The organism is Aequorivita vladivostokensis, from assembly GCF_000952855.1.
Taxonomy (GTDB): domain Bacteria; phylum Bacteroidota; class Bacteroidia; order Flavobacteriales; family Flavobacteriaceae; genus Aequorivita; species Aequorivita vladivostokensis.
The window spans coordinates 251,126-270,024 of the sequence record NZ_JSVU01000004.1; the positions used below are offsets into that span (position 1 = coordinate 251,126).

Below are 18,899 nucleotides of genomic sequence, written 5' to 3' on the forward strand. Positions count from 1 at the left end.
TATCTTTGCACCCAATGAATAAATTGAAATCACATACCAGAACACGTGCCCAAGAGAGCACGCAGGCCATTGAGCGACTTTACATCACCATGCGCCATCTCTTTAACCGTGGGTTTTACAAACCTATGGGCGTTTCGGGAGAAACGCTGCGGGAATCCCTTTTAACCCTTCGCCCCGAGATTTATGGCTCCATAAAGGAAGACAAGATTGAATTGCAAGGCCTATTATATGTTATGGACCGTTTGCCTTACGGAATAGAGGAATGCAGGTTTATCAATTTAACGAGTGATGAGGGCTATAAAAATTCGCATTTCGAGCCCATAATTCCGCTAAAACGCCGCCGAAATTGTTACCGGATAGATTCGGAACAGATGAATATTGAAATCACCCGTGGCCGTTCGGAAATCTACGATATACTTACGCACTTAACGTTTCTTTTTATTGAGTCGCACAAAATTATGAAGCAAGTGCTCATAAACGAAAAGGGCGATGTAATCCGAGATTGGAAAAAACTGGAGCAGGCAGTTCTAAAAAAAGGCAAACTTTCACAGGAAGAAAAGGAGGTGGCGCTTACGCACACCGCAAATTTCCTGGGAAGAACTTTTGAAGAAGTTAAAAGCGTATATCCCTTTTTTGCAAGTGAAAAGAACGAAAACCGTTTCTTTAACATAATCTACTATTTGGGCAAACTTGCCATAGACGAGGTTATTGCGGACAACAAACGCATAATTACTTTCAGCCCCGTGCTGCGGGAGCGTTTGGGCCATCACATTCACGGTGAATTGTGGGCGTTTCACATTAAACAGACCCTTCAAAACAATGGTTTGTTGGAGCGACCGCTGCACATCATCAGTGCCAATATGCACAGTGTGATGAACAGTCTTTACGGTCCGAAGGCACTTGCGGCAGAATTTTCGAAAAAGAAATCCTTGGAAGTTTTTGAGGCCTTGAGCAGCCCTGCGAATATGAAACTGCGTGAAAAAGTTACGAAAACGGCCTCGGCAGAAGGGATGATTTTTCTTGAAGACCAAAGCGGGACCAATATCGATATTCAGATTATAGATACAGCCCAAATAAAGGAAAGCCCTTACACAGAAGGCTTGACGGAACTTGACGATTCAAAAAAACCTGTGATTATCGTGATGGATTACGCCTTTGGCGAGCAGGCGTACGAAACAATGGATGAGCTGCTAAAACCGTTTGTGGACAGCAATAAAAACCGCCATTTCTTAAACGTCGTATCTGTTTCCATTATGGGAAAAGCAGGAATTTTGGAAGGTGGAAAGGGCGATATCATGATTCCGTCCGCTCACGTTTTTGAGGGCACCGCCGACAATTATCCGTTCAAGAACCAAATAGACAAATCGCTCTTTAAGGATGATGATGTAAAGGTTTATACCGGAACCATGATTTCGGTTTTGGGAACTTCGCTCCAAAATAGGGATGTGCTTAAGTTTTTTCACAATTCCACGTGGAATGTGATTGGGCTGGAAATGGAAGGCGCGCATTATCAAAAAGCAATTCAGGCGGCTTCCAAAATTAGGCGCAGCATTAGCCCAAAAGTGAAGGTGCGCTACGCTTATTACGCTTCGGATAATCCATTGGAAACCGGAAGCACTTTGGCTTCGGGCGGCTTGGGCACCACAGGTGTAAAACCGACCTATTTGATTACCGAAAAGATGTTAAAACAGATTTTAGACACTTCTAAAAATTAATTTTGAAAAACGATAAAGTACTGATTACCGGAGGCGCAGGGTTTATAGGTTCCAATTATGTGGAATACGCCCTTAAAAATTCAGAAGACGAAATTTTCGTGCTGGACAAGCTAACCTATGCCGGAAATTTGAAGAATTTGGAAGCAGTTTCAGATAAAATCACCTTCGTAAAAGGAGATATTTGCGATGCTGAATTGGTTCAGAATTTATTTGCCGAAAATCAGTTTCAAAAAATAGTCCATTTTGCTGCGGAAAGCCACGTGGACAATTCCATTTCGGGGCCTTCGGAATTTATTCAAACAAATATTGTCGGCACCTTCAATTTGCTTCAAAGTGCCTATAAAACGTGGATGAACGGTCCGAATGATTTGAAAGCTGAATTCAAAAATGCACGTTTTCTGCATATTTCCACAGATGAGGTTTACGGCACTTTGGGAGAAACGGGACTTTTTACGGAAGAAACCCCTTATGCCCCAAACAGTCCGTATAGCGCTTCCAAAGCGTCATCAGATTTTATTGTGCGCAGTTATTTTCACACCTACGGTTTGCCGGTTGTAACCACTAATTGTTCCAATAATTATGGGCCAAACCAGCATAAGGAAAAACTGATTCCAACCATTATTCGCAAGGCAATTTCCGGGGAACCCATCCCCATTTACGGCGACGGAAAAAACGTGCGCGATTGGCTTTATGTGATGGACCATTGCAGCGGCATTTTTTTGGCTTTGGAAAACGGAAAGCTCGGCGAAACCTACAACATTGGCGGCCGTAATGAACGCGAAAACCTATATATTGCGAATGTTATCTGTGAATTATTGGATGAAATGCTTCCGAAGAAAATTTCGTATAAAGAACAAATAACTTTTGTAAAAGACCGTCCCGGCCACGATTTTAGATACGCCATTGACGCTTCAAAAATAGAAAACGGGCTGGGCTGGAAGGCGAAGGAAAATTTTGAAACGGGAATTCAGAAAACGATTGCTTGGTATTTAAAGAACCGAGATAGATTGTAATTTAAACCACGGATACACGAATATTTTTTGCGATTATTCGTAAAATCGGGGCAAAATAAACACAGAATGAAAGGAATAATTTTAGCAGGAGGTTCGGGCACACGTTTGCACCCAATTACCTTGGCCGTGAGCAAGCAATTAATGCCGGTTTATGATAAGCCGATGATTTATTATCCGCTGTCAACACTTATGTATGCGGGCATTCGCGATATTTTGATCATCTCCACCCCGCAGGATTTGCCGCTTTTCAAACAACTTTTGGGCGATGGCAAAAAGCTGGGCTGCAATTTTCAATACGCCGAACAGGCAAATCCAAATGGCCTTGCGGAAGCTTTTATTATTGGAAAGGATTTCATAGGAAATGATAAAGTGGCATTGATACTTGGCGACAATATTTTTTACGGTTCTGGCTTAAAGGAATTGTTGCAATCAAACAACAATCCCGATGGGGGCGTGATTTATGCGTACCACGTTTTAGACCCCGAAAGATATGGCGTTGTGGAGTTTGATAAAAGCGGAAAAGCGCTTTCCATTGAGGAAAAACCCAAAAATCCAAAATCAAATTACGCAGTTCCCGGAATCTATTTTTACGACAATAGCGTTGTGGAAATTGCGGCCAACATAAAACCCAGCGCCCGTGGCGAACTGGAAATAACCGATGTGAACAACGAATATTTAAAAAAGGGAAAACTGAGCGTCAGCATACTAGATAAAGGTACCGCTTGGCTGGATACCGGAACTTTCGCTTCTTTGATGCAGGCCGCACAATTTGTGGAGGTTATCGAGGAAAGACAGGGCCTAAAAATTGGCGCCATCGAAGAAGCTGCGTATGAAATGGGCTATATTTCAAAAGAACAATTAGTGGCTTTGGCAGAACCTTTACTGAAAAGCGGCTATGGAAAACATTTACTTCAACTGGACTAGATTTGGAACTACAAAAAACACCATTAAATGATTGCTTTGTTCTGAAACCTAACGTTTTTCGGGACGAGCGCGGCCTTTTCTACGAAACTTATAACCAGAAGGTTTTTGAAAAAACTACTGGACTCAATGTTGATTTTGTGCAGGACAATCAATCGGTTTCATCAAAAGGCGTATTGCGCGGGCTTCATTTTCAAAGGGGTGAAATGGCCCAGGCCAAGTTGGTTCGGGTTGTAAAAGGAAAAGTTTTGGACATTATTGTGGATATTCGGAAAGATTCAGCGACTTTCGGAAAATCCTTTTCCGTTGTTTTGGACGATGTAGAGCATCTGCAACTCTTCGTTCCCCGTGGGTTTGCACATGGTTTTATTACACTTTCGGAGCAATCCATTTTTTCATATAAATGTGATAATTATTACGATAAAGCCTCAGAAAGCGGAATCATCTATAATGACGCAACCTTAGCCTTGGATTGGCATCTTCCAAGCGAAGAATTCATTATTTCAGAAAAGGATTTGGAACTTCCCAATTTTGGAGAAGCGGTAAGTCATTACCCTAGCAATTCTTAAAGGGAAGGCTGCGAGAATTGAGTTTAAAACAATGATAATTGTCTTATTTTATTGATAATATAATTAAAAGGATAGGGTAAAAGTCCCCTTCGGGGATTTAGGGGCTATGAAAAAAATACTGGTAACAGGCGCAAACGGACAATTGGGGAAGTGCATACAAGATGCAGCCGCCGGTTATCCCGACCTTGAGTTTGTCTTTGTTTCAAGAGAAGAACTCGATATAGAAAAGGCTGGTTTGGTAGCGGAATATTTCAGAAAGAATAATTTCACACATTGTATAAATACCGCTGCCTACACAAAGGTTGACCAAGCCGAAAGTGAAGAGGAAAAAGCATTTGCAATAAATGCGGAAGCCGTGAAAAATTTGGCTTCAACTTGTAATGAGAATGATGTTGTTTTGCTGCACGTTTCTACAGATTATGTTTTTGATGGTAAAAAGAAAACTCCATATTTGGAAACCGACCCTACAAACCCCATCAATGTTTACGGGGCTTCCAAGCTAAAGGGAGAGCATTACATCCAGAAAATTACTGAAAAACACTTTATTTTAAGGACTTCGTGGCTGTATTCGCAATACGGGCATAATTTCTTAAAAACTATCTTAAAACATGCCGAAGCGGGAAAACCGCTCACTATTACCACCGAACAAACGGGAACGCCCACTAATGCGAATGATTTGGCGAAAGCCTTGTTGCAAATAATTGCACAAGATTCCAAAGAATATGGCGTTTACCATTACAGCAATGGCGGTGAAACCACTTGGTTCGGCTTTGCCGAGGAGATACTTAAGCAAAGCGAAAAATTAAAAGATGCAAATCTTGCAAAAACCAACCATTACCGTACTTTTGCCGCACGGCCCGAGTACAGTGTTTTGGATAACACAAAGGCACAGAATAAGTTAAAATTAAACTATATAGATTGGCGGGAAAGCTTACAATCTGTAATAAAAAAGACAGTCATTAATTTATAATATTAGTTTTATGGCACAACATAATTCATCTGAGGAGGTTGATTTGGGGTATTTATTAAAGAAATCAAATGATTTTTTGAAGAGTATTGTACGAGGATTCTTTATGATAGTAGCTTTCTTTAGAAAATTTTTTATTGCTATAATTATTCTTATTATAGTTGGTTTTATCTATGGCTATTATAAAGATTCTAATCTTACCAAAAGCTACAACAATGAAATAATTATTATCCCGAATTTTGAAACTGTTGATTATTTATATGATAAAGTTGAAGCCATTAACAATAAAATTTCTGCAGGAGACACAATTTTACTAAAAAATGTATTAGATACAAATTATAGAAAAATTAATAGCATAAAATTAGAGCCGATAGTTGATATATATAATTTTGTCTCGAAATCTTATAGAAACTATGATGTACTGAGACTGATTGCTGAAAAACAAGATTTTTCAGAATATATAGCAGACCTTTCTACTAGTAAATATTACAAGTATCATCGAATGCAGGTTTCGATTTCTGGTAAGGAATCTTCAGAAATAATAGTTAACGATTTACTTTCATATTTAAATTCTAATGAGCATTTCAGAGAGTATCAAAAGATTTACATAGAAAATAATCAGTTCAAGATTAAGGAATACTATGGCATGATTTCTCAAATAGATTCTTTGTTAAAGGCAAATTCTACTTTGAATACTTCAGCCTCAAACATTTCAATAAACAATAGTACGGATTTGTTCAATTTAATCGACAGGAAAAAACAATTGCTTGAGGATTTGGTTAAAATTGAAACAGAAAGTATTGATTTTGAATTACCCATTAAAAAAGTTAGTAGTGATTATAATTTGGAAATTCATAGGTTTTTTTCTATTTCAAATAAGTTTAAATATCCACTGCTTTTAATAATCTTCTTTTCAATCATATTTCTATTTGTGAATATAATTAAGAGGTTAAAAATTTATTCTAATCGGGAATAATTAAAATATCCCCAGTTTTTTACGACTTCATGAAAAAAAGAAATCTAATCGTTTTCGGAACCCGTCCAGAAGCCATAAAGATGGCCCCTTTGGTTCAGAAATTTTTAAATAACAAAAATTTTATTACTAAAGTTTGTGTAACCGCACAACATAGGGAAATGCTGGATCAAGTGCTGGATTTTTTTGAGATAATCCCAGATTTTGATCTGGATTTAATGCAACCAAACCAGAATCTCTACTCGTTAACAGCCACTATAATCGAAAATATGAAACCTGTTTTAGAAGAGGTCAACCCAGATTACGTGTATGTCCACGGGGATACCACAACTTCAATGGCGGTAGGCATCGCAGCTTTTTACAGTGGTGCAAAAATATGTCATGTGGAAGCTGGTCTACGAACCTTCGATAGGCAATATCCATTCCCTGAAGAATTCAACCGTCAGCTCACTGGAAAAATTGCCGATTATCACTTTGCGCCTACCGAACTTTCCAAGAAAAATCTTTTAGCTGAAAACACTAAAGAAGAGAGAATCTTGGTTACGGGAAACACAGTTATTGATGCTCTGCTCTATGGAATTGAAAAGGTAAATGCCGAAAATTTTAAGGATGCGGAAATTGAAAATTTAAAAACCCTTTTAAATTTTCAGAAAAAAATAATACTTGTAACGGGGCATCGAAGAGAAAATCATGGAGATGGGCTTATAAGTATTTGCGCTGCGTTAAAAACTGTAGCGCAGAATAATCCGGATGTTGAAATTATATATCCCGTTCACCTCAATCCCAACGTAATAGGACCTGTAAATGAACTTCTCGGGGGCATTGAAAATATATATTTAGTGTCTCCATTGGCCTATCCCGCCTTTATTTGGTTGATGGAAAAATCATATCTAATTATTACGGATAGTGGCGGAATACAAGAAGAAGCGCCAAGTTTGGGTAAACCGGTTTTAGTAACGAGAACCACAACCGAGCGCCCCGAAGCCGTGGAGGAAGGCACCGTAATTTTATTGGGAACTGATACTGAAAGAATAGTTGAGGAAACGGAAAAATTATTGACAAATGTTGATTATTACAAAGGCATGAGCATGTTGCACAATCCTTATGGGGATGGAAAATCAGCGGAACGGATTGTAAATTTTATAGAAGCTTTATAAAATGGAAATTAAACCCACAGTGGTAATGATGGGCCTTGGCTATATAGGCTTGCCCACAGCGGCACTAATAGCCAGTAAAGGATTGAATGTAACGGGTGTTGATATTTCACAACACGTAGTAGATACCATAAACCAAGGCAAAATTCACATTGTAGAACCCGAACTCGATGGCTTGGTGCATTACGTGGTTAAAGAAGGCTATTTAAAGGCGGCAACAAAACCCATAATGGCCAATGTGTATTTAATAGCTGTGCCCACCCCATTTAAGGACAATCACGTGCCTGACCTGTCTTATGTAGAAAGTGCGGTAAAAAATATAATCCCTACGCTACAGAAAGGCGCTCTGGTTATTTTGGAATCTACCAGCCCTGTTGGCACCACCCATAAAATCCAAGAACTTATTTTTAAAGAACGGCCCGACTTAAAAGGTGAAATTTTTATTGCATATTGTCCCGAGCGCGTTTTGCCCGGAAACGTAATCTATGAACTGGAGCAAAACGATCGTGCAATAGGCGGAATTGACGATGAATCCACCGAAAAGGCAGTTTGGTTCTACAAACATTTTGTAAAAGGCGAACTGCACAAAACAAATTCACAAACCGCTGAGATGTGTAAATTGGTCGAAAATTCATCACGTGATGTGCAGATAGCTTTTGCCAATGAGCTTTCCATGATTTGTGACAAGGCAAACATAAACGTTTGGGAATTGATCCGTCTGGCAAACAAACATCCCCGTGTAAATATTTTGCAACCGGGCACAGGTGTAGGCGGGCACTGTATAGCCGTTGATCCCTGGTTTATAGTTTCCGAATTTCCGGAAGAATCAAAAATAATTCGTTCGGCGCGCGAGATCAATAATTACAAAACTGAATGGGCTATAGAAAAAGTGAAAAATACTGCACTTCAGTTTAAAATAGAACACGGTAGAGATGCAGTTATTGCCTGTATGGGCCTTGCTTTTAAACCGAATATTGATGATTTAAGAGAATCACCCGCGCTGCGTGTTTCGCAACAATTGGACGCAGACGGATTTAATGTTTTATTTGTAGAGCCAAATTTAAATTCTCACGATCAGTTTAAATTAACATCTTTAACGGAAGCCAAAAAGACTTGTGATATAATGGTATTTTTGGTTGCTCATAAAGAGTTTAAAGGATTGAATGGAGAAATCCAAATGCAGGTCTTGGATTTTTGTGGGATTATAAATAAATAAGGATGAAGAATGTGTTTATTATACTAGTTTGTTCTCTCTTTTTTTTTGGCTGTCAAAAGAAAACTAACGAATATTATTTGTATCATGGATTGAAAGGGTATGATAAATTTCGTTATATTAACGAAGAGTTTGTTAAAGGATACGGAGTTCAAAAAATAGCCTTCTTTCGTGAAGCGAATCAGTTACAATATACTTTAATGTTAGCTGATGATGTTACTTCTGAAAAGGTTGAACAATATAGTTTAGGTCTTCAAGTATATATTGATAAGAAAAACTTGCCTGATAACCAAACCTACTTGATATGGGATAGCAAACCAAAAATACAGAATATTGGAGATAATAAATATATAATAAATGGTTTTCAAGAGCCTATTAAACAAATAGATAGCCTTATATTTTTTCTTTATGACAGGCATCAATATCAAGGAGGAATAGGTAAAAGAATTGTTATTAAAAATATTGAGCTTAATTAATCATAAATGAAATATCTATCGACTTTAATATTATGTGTGTATTTATGCTCTTGTAGTAATGAAGATATAATTAATGATGAAAGGATAATTCAGGAGTTTTCCGATAGTTTTTACACTATAAATCCTTATTGGAATACTTCGGAAACGACAAATAGTAGTAGGTATGGTATTGTAAATGATCCTTTAGATATCCAAAATAATTCTCTTGCTTTCCATCTTTTCCCAGAGGATTTTAATTATGGAGGAAAGAGAAATGAATTTGTATTAAAAACAAAGGATACTATTGGACTTAATGTGGATTATTCTTTCAAATTTTTATTTACTTCAGAATTTTTTGCGCGAAATAAGGAATTAGATTGGATTATGATTCATCAGTGGCATGATATGCCTCCACGAGGAATGAGTTGGAGTGATTATAACATGGATACTAATCCCCCAATACAATTGTACATTAGAGTCCTTCCAGGCGATAAATATTATATTGTATATGCCTACGGGTTAAAAGATAAAAATAGAAAAAGCTTAAGACATTTAACATACGAATTTCCTCTCCAACCGAATGAATGGTATTCTTTTGAAAACACCATAAAGTGGGCTAAGGATGAATCGGGTTATTCAATTCCAAGTATAAATGGAGAATATTTAGTTAAATCAGATGAAAACCCTACGGGTAAATTAATTGGAGCGAATATGTTTAATGATGTGCCTAATTATTTCAAAATGGGGCTTTATGGGAATTACTTAAGTAATGATACCATATCTGTTTATATTGATAATTTTAATTATCTGTTGTATCTGCCCGAGAAAACAGGATCAGAATAGTTCAAAGAAAAATTAATCTGAGAAATGAATAAAAGAATTTTTCTTAAGGATATTCTATTAAACAACGCTTCTCAGGGACTTCAATTTGGATCTAGGTGGATATTTAATGTCACACTTATCAATATTCTTAGCATTCATGACTATGCTGTTTTCTCATTTGTTTACTCAGCTTCCAATATTTTAATGGCCTTTATGCCCTTTGGTAGCCCGATTTTTTTAATCAATGAAACGAAAACTATAGAAAAAAATAAAAAAACATTTTTAAGTTCTCTATATATAACCTCACTTTTATTTATAGCGACTTTATCTTTATATTTTATTTTAACACCTTTCTTAGAATTTATAAAAGGGTGGAATCTGTTGATATATGGAATAATTTTAGGATATATTCTATCTTTAAATCTTATTCTCTTTTCTTTCTATAAGGGTGCTGGGAACTTTCTAAAGGAGCTAAAAGCCTATACTTACTTCTTCCTATTATTGATTCTGTTGATAGGATATTTATTTCTATGGGAAAATCCCGTATCTAATTTACATTTCATTTTCATAACTCTTATTGCTATTAATCTATTTGTGTTTATTCTTTCTATATTTTTAGACCCAACTATATTAAAAAAGAATACACCTCTAGAATCCCTCCGGAAAAAATATTTATTGGATAGTTTTAAAGAAAGAAAATATTTTGGCTACCAAGATATAGTTACAGCAATTTACACCCAATCCGGAATGATAATCCTTTTTTATCTTCTCGATACTGAAACTTATGGCTATTATAGGGCTTTATTTGTTATAATAGCTCCCGTGTACTTAATTACAGTTTCTATGTCTCAAGTCGTTCTATCCTATTTAAAGAAGCTAAGTGGAACGAATTTACTTGCAAATTTTAGAAAATTACAATTGTATAGCTTTTTGGTAGGTTTCGGAATCCTAATCATACTTTACTTTTTTAAAGATATTGTTTTCCAACTGATTAAGGTTCCCATGAATGATATTACCTTCACGGCCTTTATTATAGTTCTAGCCACTGCATTAACCAGATTTATATTTGCTAATTATGAAATGTTGCTGATTATTTTGGATAAGCAAAAGTTCCGATTCTATATTGTGTTTATTGTCGCTATAATAAATATAATCCTTGTTTTTATTTTGCTTCCAAAATTTGGATTAATTGGAGCTGTCTCCACTAATTTAATAACCTACATTTCATTATTATTTGGGTTGCTTGTTTTTACAGAAAAGATACTTGTTAATAGGAGCAATACCTTCAGTAAGGAGGATTAAAAAATACGAATCAATGAATTCAAAAAAAAAACTATGCAACTCGGATTTTTTTTATTCGTTTATATACAGACAACAAATGCTTTCTATGATATTTTGAATAACTCAGGAATAAAGCAATTTGATATTCAAAACCAATCGATTTCAGATGTTACTGGATTAACATGTCTTGCTGGTTTATGTAGTTTTATTATGGGAATCAGACTTAATTAATTGATTGAAAAGCAGTCCAACCTCAAATTACTTGCTATTTATTTTAAAGTATATTTACGGAGATTAAATTATCATTCCTAAATGTTGAAAATTTCTTATTTAGATAATTTTATAATTCTATTGATGTTTGCATTGCTGCCTGTAGACATGCTAAATGGAATAGTATTAAAAAATGGTATTAATTTACCCATTAGCATCGGCCAACTCTTTAAACTTGTTATCTTAATCTTTATATTTTTTCGATTTTTATTTAAGCCTAAGTTACTTTTAGTGTCTCTAGGATTTACCGCATTACTTTTCCTTCCCTCAATTTATCAATCATTCAAAATATTTTCTGTGTCATCCATTTTTGAAGATATTGTCAAGATCTCAAAATACCTTACCCCATTATATTGTTTTTTATTTTTTGCAGACTTTATTAAGCGAGATGGTTATGTGGGAATAGTAAAATTGCGAAATCTTATACGTTTTTCTTATATAGTTTTAGTTGGTAATATACTCTTGAAATACATTGGCTTGGGCTATCCTATGTATGAATATGGGAGTATTGGGAGCAAAGGGTTCTTTTATGCAGGAAACGAAATTTCGGCTTTATTAGTTATTTTAAGCTCTTTTATGGCCTTTGATATATGGAATAGAGGAAAAAAAATTCAATATTTCTTATTGTGGGCGTTTACGCTTTTTGTGGGCTTAACTGTTAGTTCTAAAACAGGAATAGTAGGAATTCTCTTGATATTCTTTTTAATTCCACTAAAAAGACCATCATTGAAAATAAATCTTAAAAGTTTCATTTTTTTTCTCGCTTCAATATTTCTCATCATTCCTTTATCTCTTTTTCTAATATGGCGGTCCATCCAAGGAACAGCATTCTTCATAAGACTACAGTATTTTTCTGAAAAGTTTGATTTTTGGACATTTCTCTTATCAAGTAGAAATATTTTCTTCAAGGAGGCAAACAAGACATATAAGGAAAAATATGATTTCATTGAAAAAATTATGGGTGTGGGTCAAACACAATATGAAAACTTAAACCACAATCAAATTGTTGAGATAGATTTTGCCGATATCTTTTTTGCTTATGGTCTTTTCGGTTTGTTGTACTTTGGAATGTTAATGTCTTTTCTCATTGTGCAAGCAGTTCGTTTTTCAAGCAATAAAAGACACATCTATTCAAATTATGTTTTATTAATGATTTGGATTCTAATAGGAATTTCCGCAACAGCTGGACATGTATTTAGTTCGGGTATGGCGGCGGTATTCATAGGAATTGTTTTTGCTTTAATGTATTTTAAGGAGAAGCAGGAAGATATTTAATTTTCTAATTTACTTTTAATAAAAATTAATTTTTGTATCTCTCTTAATTGCCTTATTTTTAAGAATAAATAATCCTTATTAACATAAAGATATGAGAGTTATAATACTTGTATTAGTTTTATTTATTTACAATTCTTGTAATAAAGAAGAACAAAATGAAATTGTACTTCCAGGAGATTTTGAAATTAGCATTCACTCACTTGCATCAAATTCGGTATTGATAAGATGGACGGAGTCTATCAGTGAAGACGGGGCAATTGTTTCATATAATATTTATTTAAATGATGTTCTTTTATCCGAGGGACTAAATCAATATGAATATGAGGTAAATAACTTAATGCCTCAGAATAATTACGTTGTAAAGATAGTGGCAGAAAATAATAACGGAACACTTGAAAGGACACTTAGATTTACCACCCTGCTTCCAGAGGAGGTTTTTCTTCCAGGAGATTTTGAAATCAACATTGAATCATTAACCCCAGTTTCTGCTGTGGTAAAATGGACTGAGTCAGTTGCAGAAGACGGTTCGGACATTTTATATACTGTTTATTTAGATAATACTTTAGTTGCGGAGAATATAAATCAACTAGAATATTTCTTAAATAATTTAGTTCCTGAAACTGACTACACTGTAAAAGTAGTCGCTGAGAATTTAGTTGGCGTTAACGAACAAACAATTCAATTTACAACTCCGGCGCCCTCAGAATTATATCTATACAAAATGAGGGATTCTGGATCGAATTCTCATCTATTTGAGTATGATGTAAATTATAATCTTATAGGGCATATCGAGAACCACGATCAACCCGGATGGGAATTCTATTACGAATACCAATATGAGAATAACTTAATTATTAAGGAGAGAAGTTTTGGATATGGATATTACTCTGGCATTTGTAATTACTTTTATGGTTCGAACGGTCTTGAAAGGATAAATTATAGACGTGGTGATGACATAATACTTGAAGATAAATATGAATTTAATTCAGATCATACTTCTTATACTCGCGAATTTATCAAGGAAAATCATATAACTGGTGAAACAACAACCATTCTATACTCAAATATTGCCACCTATAATGGTCAAAATAATTTAACAAAATTGGTAACTCAAAATGAAACAATGGGCGGAGATAGTAAAACTATTCATTTTCAATACGATGGAAGTAATTTAATTAAAATCACAGATTCAGAAAATAATGTTTGGGATATCAGTTACGATAATAAAAAGAGGTTGAAAACATTTAATGGTCACTTTGAAGGCGCTCAATTTACATTTGGCCTAAAAAGGGATAATTTTTTAGAAGATGAAATTGTTAAAGAATTAATGCTAATTCCATTTTTTTACACATTTAATAATCAGAATAATATAACAGAGGTTAAAAAGAATGGCAATTTATTTTCGAAAATAAACTATCAATATAACTCTTATGAATATCCAATTGAGGCATTAGTTAATAACCAGGCAGCATATACTTTTGAATATATAATAAGGTGATTTTAATTATTTTATAAATATAGAGTAACGAAGTAATAAAGCGTATTTGTTGCAATGTAAAATTCACAAAATCAATTATAATCTATATTTTCAATATCTTTTTAATTTCGTAATGTTGATTTATATCTTCTATTCTAATAATATAGTAGCCCTTAGATGAATGTGAAATATCAATTTCATTTTTATTAATTGTTTGAAAAACTAATTGTCCCAATTCATTGTAAATTTTAATATTAGTTATTTGGGAATTTGAATCTACAGTAAGAATGTTGATTGTTGGAATGGGAAAAACAGAGAAAATTATTGAATTATTATTTTCTACAGATAAAGTTTCATTTTTATACCAGGCAATTACATTATCATTAGAAGAAGCAGTTATAACATCTAATACATTGTCATTATCTATAGTTGATGCAAAAACGGAAATAGCCTTGTTTGCGATTTCTGAAATTATTATTTCTAGATTATAGTTGCCAAATCCATCATTCTTTATTAGCGATACTTTATTGTCGGCTGCTATAAGGATATCTATAAAACCATCATTGTCATAATCAAAATCAAATATAGATTTTGGTCTATTTAATACAATAGGTAAAACTATTTTGTCGCTAAAATTCCCAGCTCCATCCAAATTCTCAAGTATATAGACCTCATTGTCAAAATAGGAGGCAACAACTATATCCATATCACCATCATTATCAATGTCTATTGTGGTAATTGCTTCGGGAGATCCCGCATTATTTATAATCAGCTGTTTAGGAGCAAAAGTTCCATTGCCGCCCATGTTTTCAAACCAAGAAATATTATTGTCAACGAAATTTGGAAAAAATAGATCATAAGTCGATGTTACTACATCCATATCACCATCTCCATCCATATCATCTACTCAAAAATAGTTCGGTCCGTTTATGCCTGGTCCAGCTATTCTTTGTGCTGGCCCAAAATTACCTAACCCGTCAATGTTTTTGGACCAAGTAACTTGAGAATCATTATATATATTTGAACAAACAATATCTTTATGTCCATCATCATCGATATCTATTGCTTTTGTTTGTATCGCCCTATCAACATCGTAACTTATTAGTTTTGCTTCACTGAAAATCCCTAACCCATTTAAGTTTTCAAACCATACAAGTCCATAATCGTAGGCGGCAACAATATCATTATCATTGTCATTGTCCAAGTCTGCAATGTAAACGTAGTTTATAGCACCATAATCATTATTCATCGAGACTATGTGATTGTTTGAAAAAGTTCCTTCTCCATCCTCATTTTCATACCAAACTATTTTATTATCAGTTTTTGATGTAGATAAAACATCCATATCTCCATCTCCGTCTAAGTCTGCAGAAAAAATATTATTTAGTCCATTTATATCAGAAGGAATTATAATTGGGCCGCCAAATTGCGAGTATAAATTGCAATTAAACAAGATTGTTATTATTAGTAATTTTAACTTCATAAGGATAATTTTTAGAACTTATTGTTATTCCCAAAAGAGATTGATTATTTTTTTAAGATGATATTGTCCATCTTAAAACAAAATTATGCACTTCACTTATGGGACATATACAGCTAAGTGTAGTTTTGAATTTGAATATTTAAAATTACTTTATAAGTAATTTATTAATTGACTGTCTAGCACCAGAAGCCACTTTTATAAAATATAATCCAGGATTAATATGCGATAAATCCAGAATATATTCATTAACCCTTAATGGTATCTCCTTTTCTTTTATAAGGTTTTGACCGGATGTATTGATTATACTATAGGTTATTAAAAAATCTATACTTTCGGGAGCCAGTTTAACCTTAAAGATACCATTTGAAGGATTTGGATAAATGGCAATACTTAAAAGTTTTTCGTCAATTACTTCCATTATTGTACCTGCTCCATCTGTTATTCTCCATCCATCGTCAAGTGCTAAGCTTTCTCTAGCAGGAAGTCCTAAATCAGGAATGCTATCTCCTCCGTGAAATACCACATCATTGTTATGGGCTTGTGCCTGCCAGCCTATCAATAAGGAATCATAATTTTCGGTTGAAAGTGTGACATATTGAAACATATAAGCAGCCGAGGTTAAGCTTGATATATCCCAATTTCCTATATTGTGATCAAAGGAAATAGCTCCCCTAAACATAACGGACATTATGCTAACACTAGATGTGTCCCAACTTGAAATATCTTGGTTAAAGGAACTTGCGTCTTCGAACATACCGTACATATTAGTTACATGGGAAGTATCCCAACCACTTATATCTCCATTAAATGAAGTAGCATCATTAAACATAAAAGTCATATCTGTAACATTAGAGGTATCCCAGTTCCCAAGATTTTGATTAAAAGCATTGGCACCCAAAAAAGTATATTCCATATCCGTAATATTGGAAGTGTCCCAATTATCCAAAGGTTGATTGAAACTCTCAGCATTAAAAAACACATAAAATAGGCTCGTCACGTTTGAAATATTCCAGTTTCCAATATATTGATTAAATGAATGCGCATTTTGAAATATATATTCAATATTTGAAACATTTGAGGTTTCCCAATTTCCAATAGGCTGATTAAAAGCATAAGCTTCATGAAACATATATTTCATAGTATTGACGTTTGAAGTATCCCAATTTCCAATTTGCGCATTAAAACGTATAGCTCTATAGAACATTCCACTCATATCTGTTACATTCGAAGTATCCCAGCTATTTAAGTTTTGATTAAAATTTTCAGCCGCAGAAAACATCCCATTCATACTTGTAACATTCGCAGTATTCCAATTATCTAAGGGTTGATTAAATTGAAGAGCAGACCTGAACATTCCACTCATATTGATCACATTTGATGTATCCCAATTATTGATGTCTTGATTAAAACTCGAAGCATCGGAGAACATAGAATCCATATTAGTAACATTAGATGTATCCCAATTTCCAATATTTCCATTAAAATTTCTGGCGCTCCTAAACATACTGCTAAGAACGGTTACATTGGATAGATTGGGAACATCATTAGCATTCCCTTGAAGATTTTCGCATCCCCAAAAAGCATATTGCATGGTTGTCCACGCTTGCGTGCCCCATTGGTCAACAGAAATTATTTTTTTGCTATCTCCTTCACCTAAGGAAAATCTAATTCTTGGAAAATCGCCACTAATTCGTATAGTGTATGTTCCAGGTGAGCTAAAAGTATGCGTTACACTTCCCGTAATTCCAAATTCATCAAATATTCCGTCATTGTTCCAATCAACATTGTAGTTATATGTTGAGCCTTGCGCAACTGGTATTGTGATTTGATTATTATTCGAATCGCCTGGATTATTTGTTTTCCATGTAGTTACAAAATCATTAGGGCTAAGATTTTGCGCTAAAAGTGGAATATGAATTAGAAAAACAAAAGAAATAATTGGCCCTTTCAAGTATTGAAATTTCATGGATTACTGTATTTGTGTGAGTATTTAAAATATAAATATAAGGACATTAATTTTGATATTTTTTTTATGGATAATAACTGTGTGTATTTTGTAATTGTCTTTACTTAGTGGTTTCTTTGTAGGGTACTGAAAAAATATGAAAATAACTATTATAACATCTCGCTATCCATCATCTAATAATCCATATAATCATATGTTTGTACATATGCGAAGTGTTGAATTTTTGAAACAGGAAGTTGAAGTTGAGGTTTACGTGCCTTCAAATATTGAAAGTTCCTATATTCACGAAGGAGTAAAAGTGTATAAAATGCCGAGCAAGAGCATTGCTAAGTTACTTAAAAAGAAAGAAATTATCTATTTACATCTTTTAAACATCTATCCTTTTAGTAAAGCAGATGGCTGGCCTATTTATAAAAGAATTTTGAGAGAAAATACTCCATTTGCGATGTATGTTCATGGAAGTGAAGTACAGAAATTTACTGCGAGAATGTTCGATTTCAATTATAGTCTGGATACATTCTTGAGGTGGATCAAAAAGGATCTTTTGGTAATTCCAAAAATGAAAAGATTTGTCAGAGAGACGAAGGGGAGGGACAATTGCAAGTATATATTTCCTTCAATATGGATGAAAGAAGAACTCGAGACCAATTTAGATCAAAAATTGGAAAACTTTGAAATAATTCCAAATGGAATAGATACTAATCTGTTCAGATTTAACGATAGTTATGAAAATCGATATAAATTATTAACGCTTCGCCCTCTTTCCAGTAAAAAATATGCAGTTGATATTGCGATTGAGACTATGAAGTATTTGCCAAAAGAGTTTACCCTCCATATTTATGGAAAGGGTCATTTACAAAGTAAATATCAAAAACAAATTGATGATGCTAAATTATCAAAAAGAGTAACTATAAAAAATGAATTTATTGATCGTTCAGAGATGAATGAATTTTTTACCAAATATGGTATTTTTTTATCTCCTACAAGAATGGATGCTCAAGGGGTAACAATGTGCGAAGCAATGGCAAGTGGTCTTTTGGTAGCGAGTAATAATAATACCGCTATTCCTGAATTTATAGAAGATAATTATAATGGATTGCTATCAAACGATTCAAAAAGTTTAGCTCAAAAAATATTGAAAATAACGGAAAATATTGAGCCATTTAAATTAGTAATTTATAACGGAAGGAGATCAATGGAAAAGATTTCCATTGATAAAACAGTCTCGAATGAAATAAAGTCCTTAGAAGCCATTATTCAATAGAAGTAGAACAGTATGTTTTTTTTAAAGAAATAACTCTCTAAACTATTTCCTTATTTTTAATTTTTAGTATCTAAAAAATTT

At 34.1% G+C, this 18,899-nt stretch carries 17 protein-coding genes; 14 read left to right on the forward strand and 3 right to left on the reverse strand.

Features of this window, described 5'->3' with window-relative positions:
* Positions 1-14: 14 nt before the first annotated feature.
* From MB09_RS08130 to MB09_RS08190, 13 genes are all read left to right on the forward strand, one after another.
* On the forward strand, positions 15-1,715 hold the full coding sequence (locus MB09_RS08130; RefSeq protein ID WP_045080401.1) for a DUF6909 family protein: 1,701 nt from the start codon (positions 15-17) through the stop codon (positions 1,713-1,715).
* A gap of 2 nt (positions 1,716-1,717) precedes the next feature.
* Positions 1,718-2,728 carry a dTDP-glucose 4,6-dehydratase gene (gene rfbB / locus MB09_RS08135; protein ID WP_045080402.1) on the forward strand — a complete coding sequence of 337 codons (1,011 nt, stop codon included), beginning with the start codon at positions 1,718-1,720 and terminating at the stop codon, positions 2,726-2,728.
* Between the two features lie 66 nt (positions 2,729-2,794).
* Complete coding sequence (rfbA, locus tag MB09_RS08140) at positions 2,795-3,652, forward strand: glucose-1-phosphate thymidylyltransferase RfbA (RefSeq protein WP_045080403.1); 858 nt, start codon at positions 2,795-2,797, stop codon at positions 3,650-3,652.
* Positions 3,653-3,654: 2 nt separating this feature from the next.
* Positions 3,655-4,218, forward strand: a complete 564-nt coding sequence (gene rfbC / locus MB09_RS08145; protein ID WP_045080404.1) for a dTDP-4-dehydrorhamnose 3,5-epimerase — start codon at positions 3,655-3,657, stop codon at positions 4,216-4,218.
* A gap of 106 nt (positions 4,219-4,324) precedes the next feature.
* Complete coding sequence (rfbD, locus tag MB09_RS08150) at positions 4,325-5,188, forward strand: dTDP-4-dehydrorhamnose reductase (RefSeq protein WP_045080405.1); 864 nt, start codon at positions 4,325-4,327, stop codon at positions 5,186-5,188.
* A gap of 10 nt (positions 5,189-5,198) precedes the next feature.
* The gene (locus MB09_RS08155) at positions 5,199-6,161 is read left to right on the forward strand and encodes a hypothetical protein (RefSeq protein ID WP_045080406.1); all 963 of its coding nucleotides are present in this window, start codon (positions 5,199-5,201) and stop codon (positions 6,159-6,161) included.
* Positions 6,162-6,190: 29 nt separating this feature from the next.
* A complete protein-coding gene (wecB, locus tag MB09_RS08160) occupies positions 6,191-7,315 on the forward strand; it encodes a non-hydrolyzing UDP-N-acetylglucosamine 2-epimerase (protein ID WP_045080407.1) in 1,125 nt (374 codons plus the stop codon).
* A 1-nt stretch (position 7,316) separates the two neighbouring features.
* Positions 7,317-8,528, forward strand: coding sequence for a UDP-N-acetyl-D-mannosamine dehydrogenase (wecC, locus tag MB09_RS08165; protein ID WP_045080408.1), 1,212 nt, complete (start codon positions 7,317-7,319; stop codon positions 8,526-8,528).
* Between the two features lie 2 nt (positions 8,529-8,530).
* Complete coding sequence (locus tag MB09_RS08170) at positions 8,531-9,001, forward strand: hypothetical protein (protein ID WP_045080409.1); 471 nt, start codon at positions 8,531-8,533, stop codon at positions 8,999-9,001.
* A 6-nt stretch (positions 9,002-9,007) separates the two neighbouring features.
* The gene (locus tag MB09_RS08175) at positions 9,008-9,823 is read left to right on the forward strand and encodes a heparin lyase I family protein (protein ID WP_045080410.1); all 816 of its coding nucleotides are present in this window, start codon (positions 9,008-9,010) and stop codon (positions 9,821-9,823) included.
* A 24-nt stretch (positions 9,824-9,847) separates the two neighbouring features.
* Positions 9,848-11,104 (forward strand): oligosaccharide flippase family protein, encoded by a 1,257-nt coding sequence (locus MB09_RS08180; protein WP_045080411.1) that lies wholly within the window; start codon positions 9,848-9,850, stop codon positions 11,102-11,104.
* Positions 11,105-11,437: 333 nt separating this feature from the next.
* Positions 11,438-12,628: an O-antigen ligase family protein gene (locus tag MB09_RS08185; RefSeq protein ID WP_165586687.1), complete on the forward strand. Its 1,191-nt coding sequence runs from the start codon at positions 11,438-11,440 to the stop codon at positions 12,626-12,628.
* 91 nt (positions 12,629-12,719) lie between these two features.
* Entirely contained in the window at positions 12,720-14,126 is a 1,407-nt protein-coding gene (locus tag MB09_RS08190) for a fibronectin type III domain-containing protein (protein WP_045080413.1), read from the forward strand.
* A gap of 82 nt (positions 14,127-14,208) precedes the next feature.
* Here the strand turns inward: MB09_RS08190 and MB09_RS08195 are convergent, their stop codons facing one another.
* From MB09_RS08195 to MB09_RS15455, 3 genes are all read right to left on the reverse strand, one after another.
* Positions 14,209-15,003 carry a T9SS type A sorting domain-containing protein gene (locus MB09_RS08195; RefSeq protein WP_045080414.1) on the reverse strand — a complete coding sequence of 265 codons (795 nt, stop codon included), beginning with the start codon at positions 15,001-15,003 and terminating at the stop codon, positions 14,209-14,211.
* A gap of 9 nt (positions 15,004-15,012) precedes the next feature.
* Positions 15,013-15,588, reverse strand: a complete 576-nt coding sequence (locus tag MB09_RS08200; RefSeq protein WP_045080415.1) for an FG-GAP repeat domain-containing protein — start codon at positions 15,586-15,588, stop codon at positions 15,013-15,015.
* A 145-nt stretch (positions 15,589-15,733) separates the two neighbouring features.
* Complete coding sequence (locus MB09_RS15455; RefSeq protein WP_052671322.1) at positions 15,734-17,554, reverse strand: BspA family leucine-rich repeat surface protein; 1,821 nt, start codon at positions 17,552-17,554, stop codon at positions 15,734-15,736.
* 136 nt (positions 17,555-17,690) lie between these two features.
* Between MB09_RS15455 and MB09_RS08210 the strand changes: the two genes are divergently transcribed.
* A complete protein-coding gene (locus MB09_RS08210; protein WP_045080416.1) occupies positions 17,691-18,818 on the forward strand; it encodes a glycosyltransferase family 4 protein in 1,128 nt (375 codons plus the stop codon).
* Positions 18,819-18,899 lie beyond the last annotated feature (81 nt).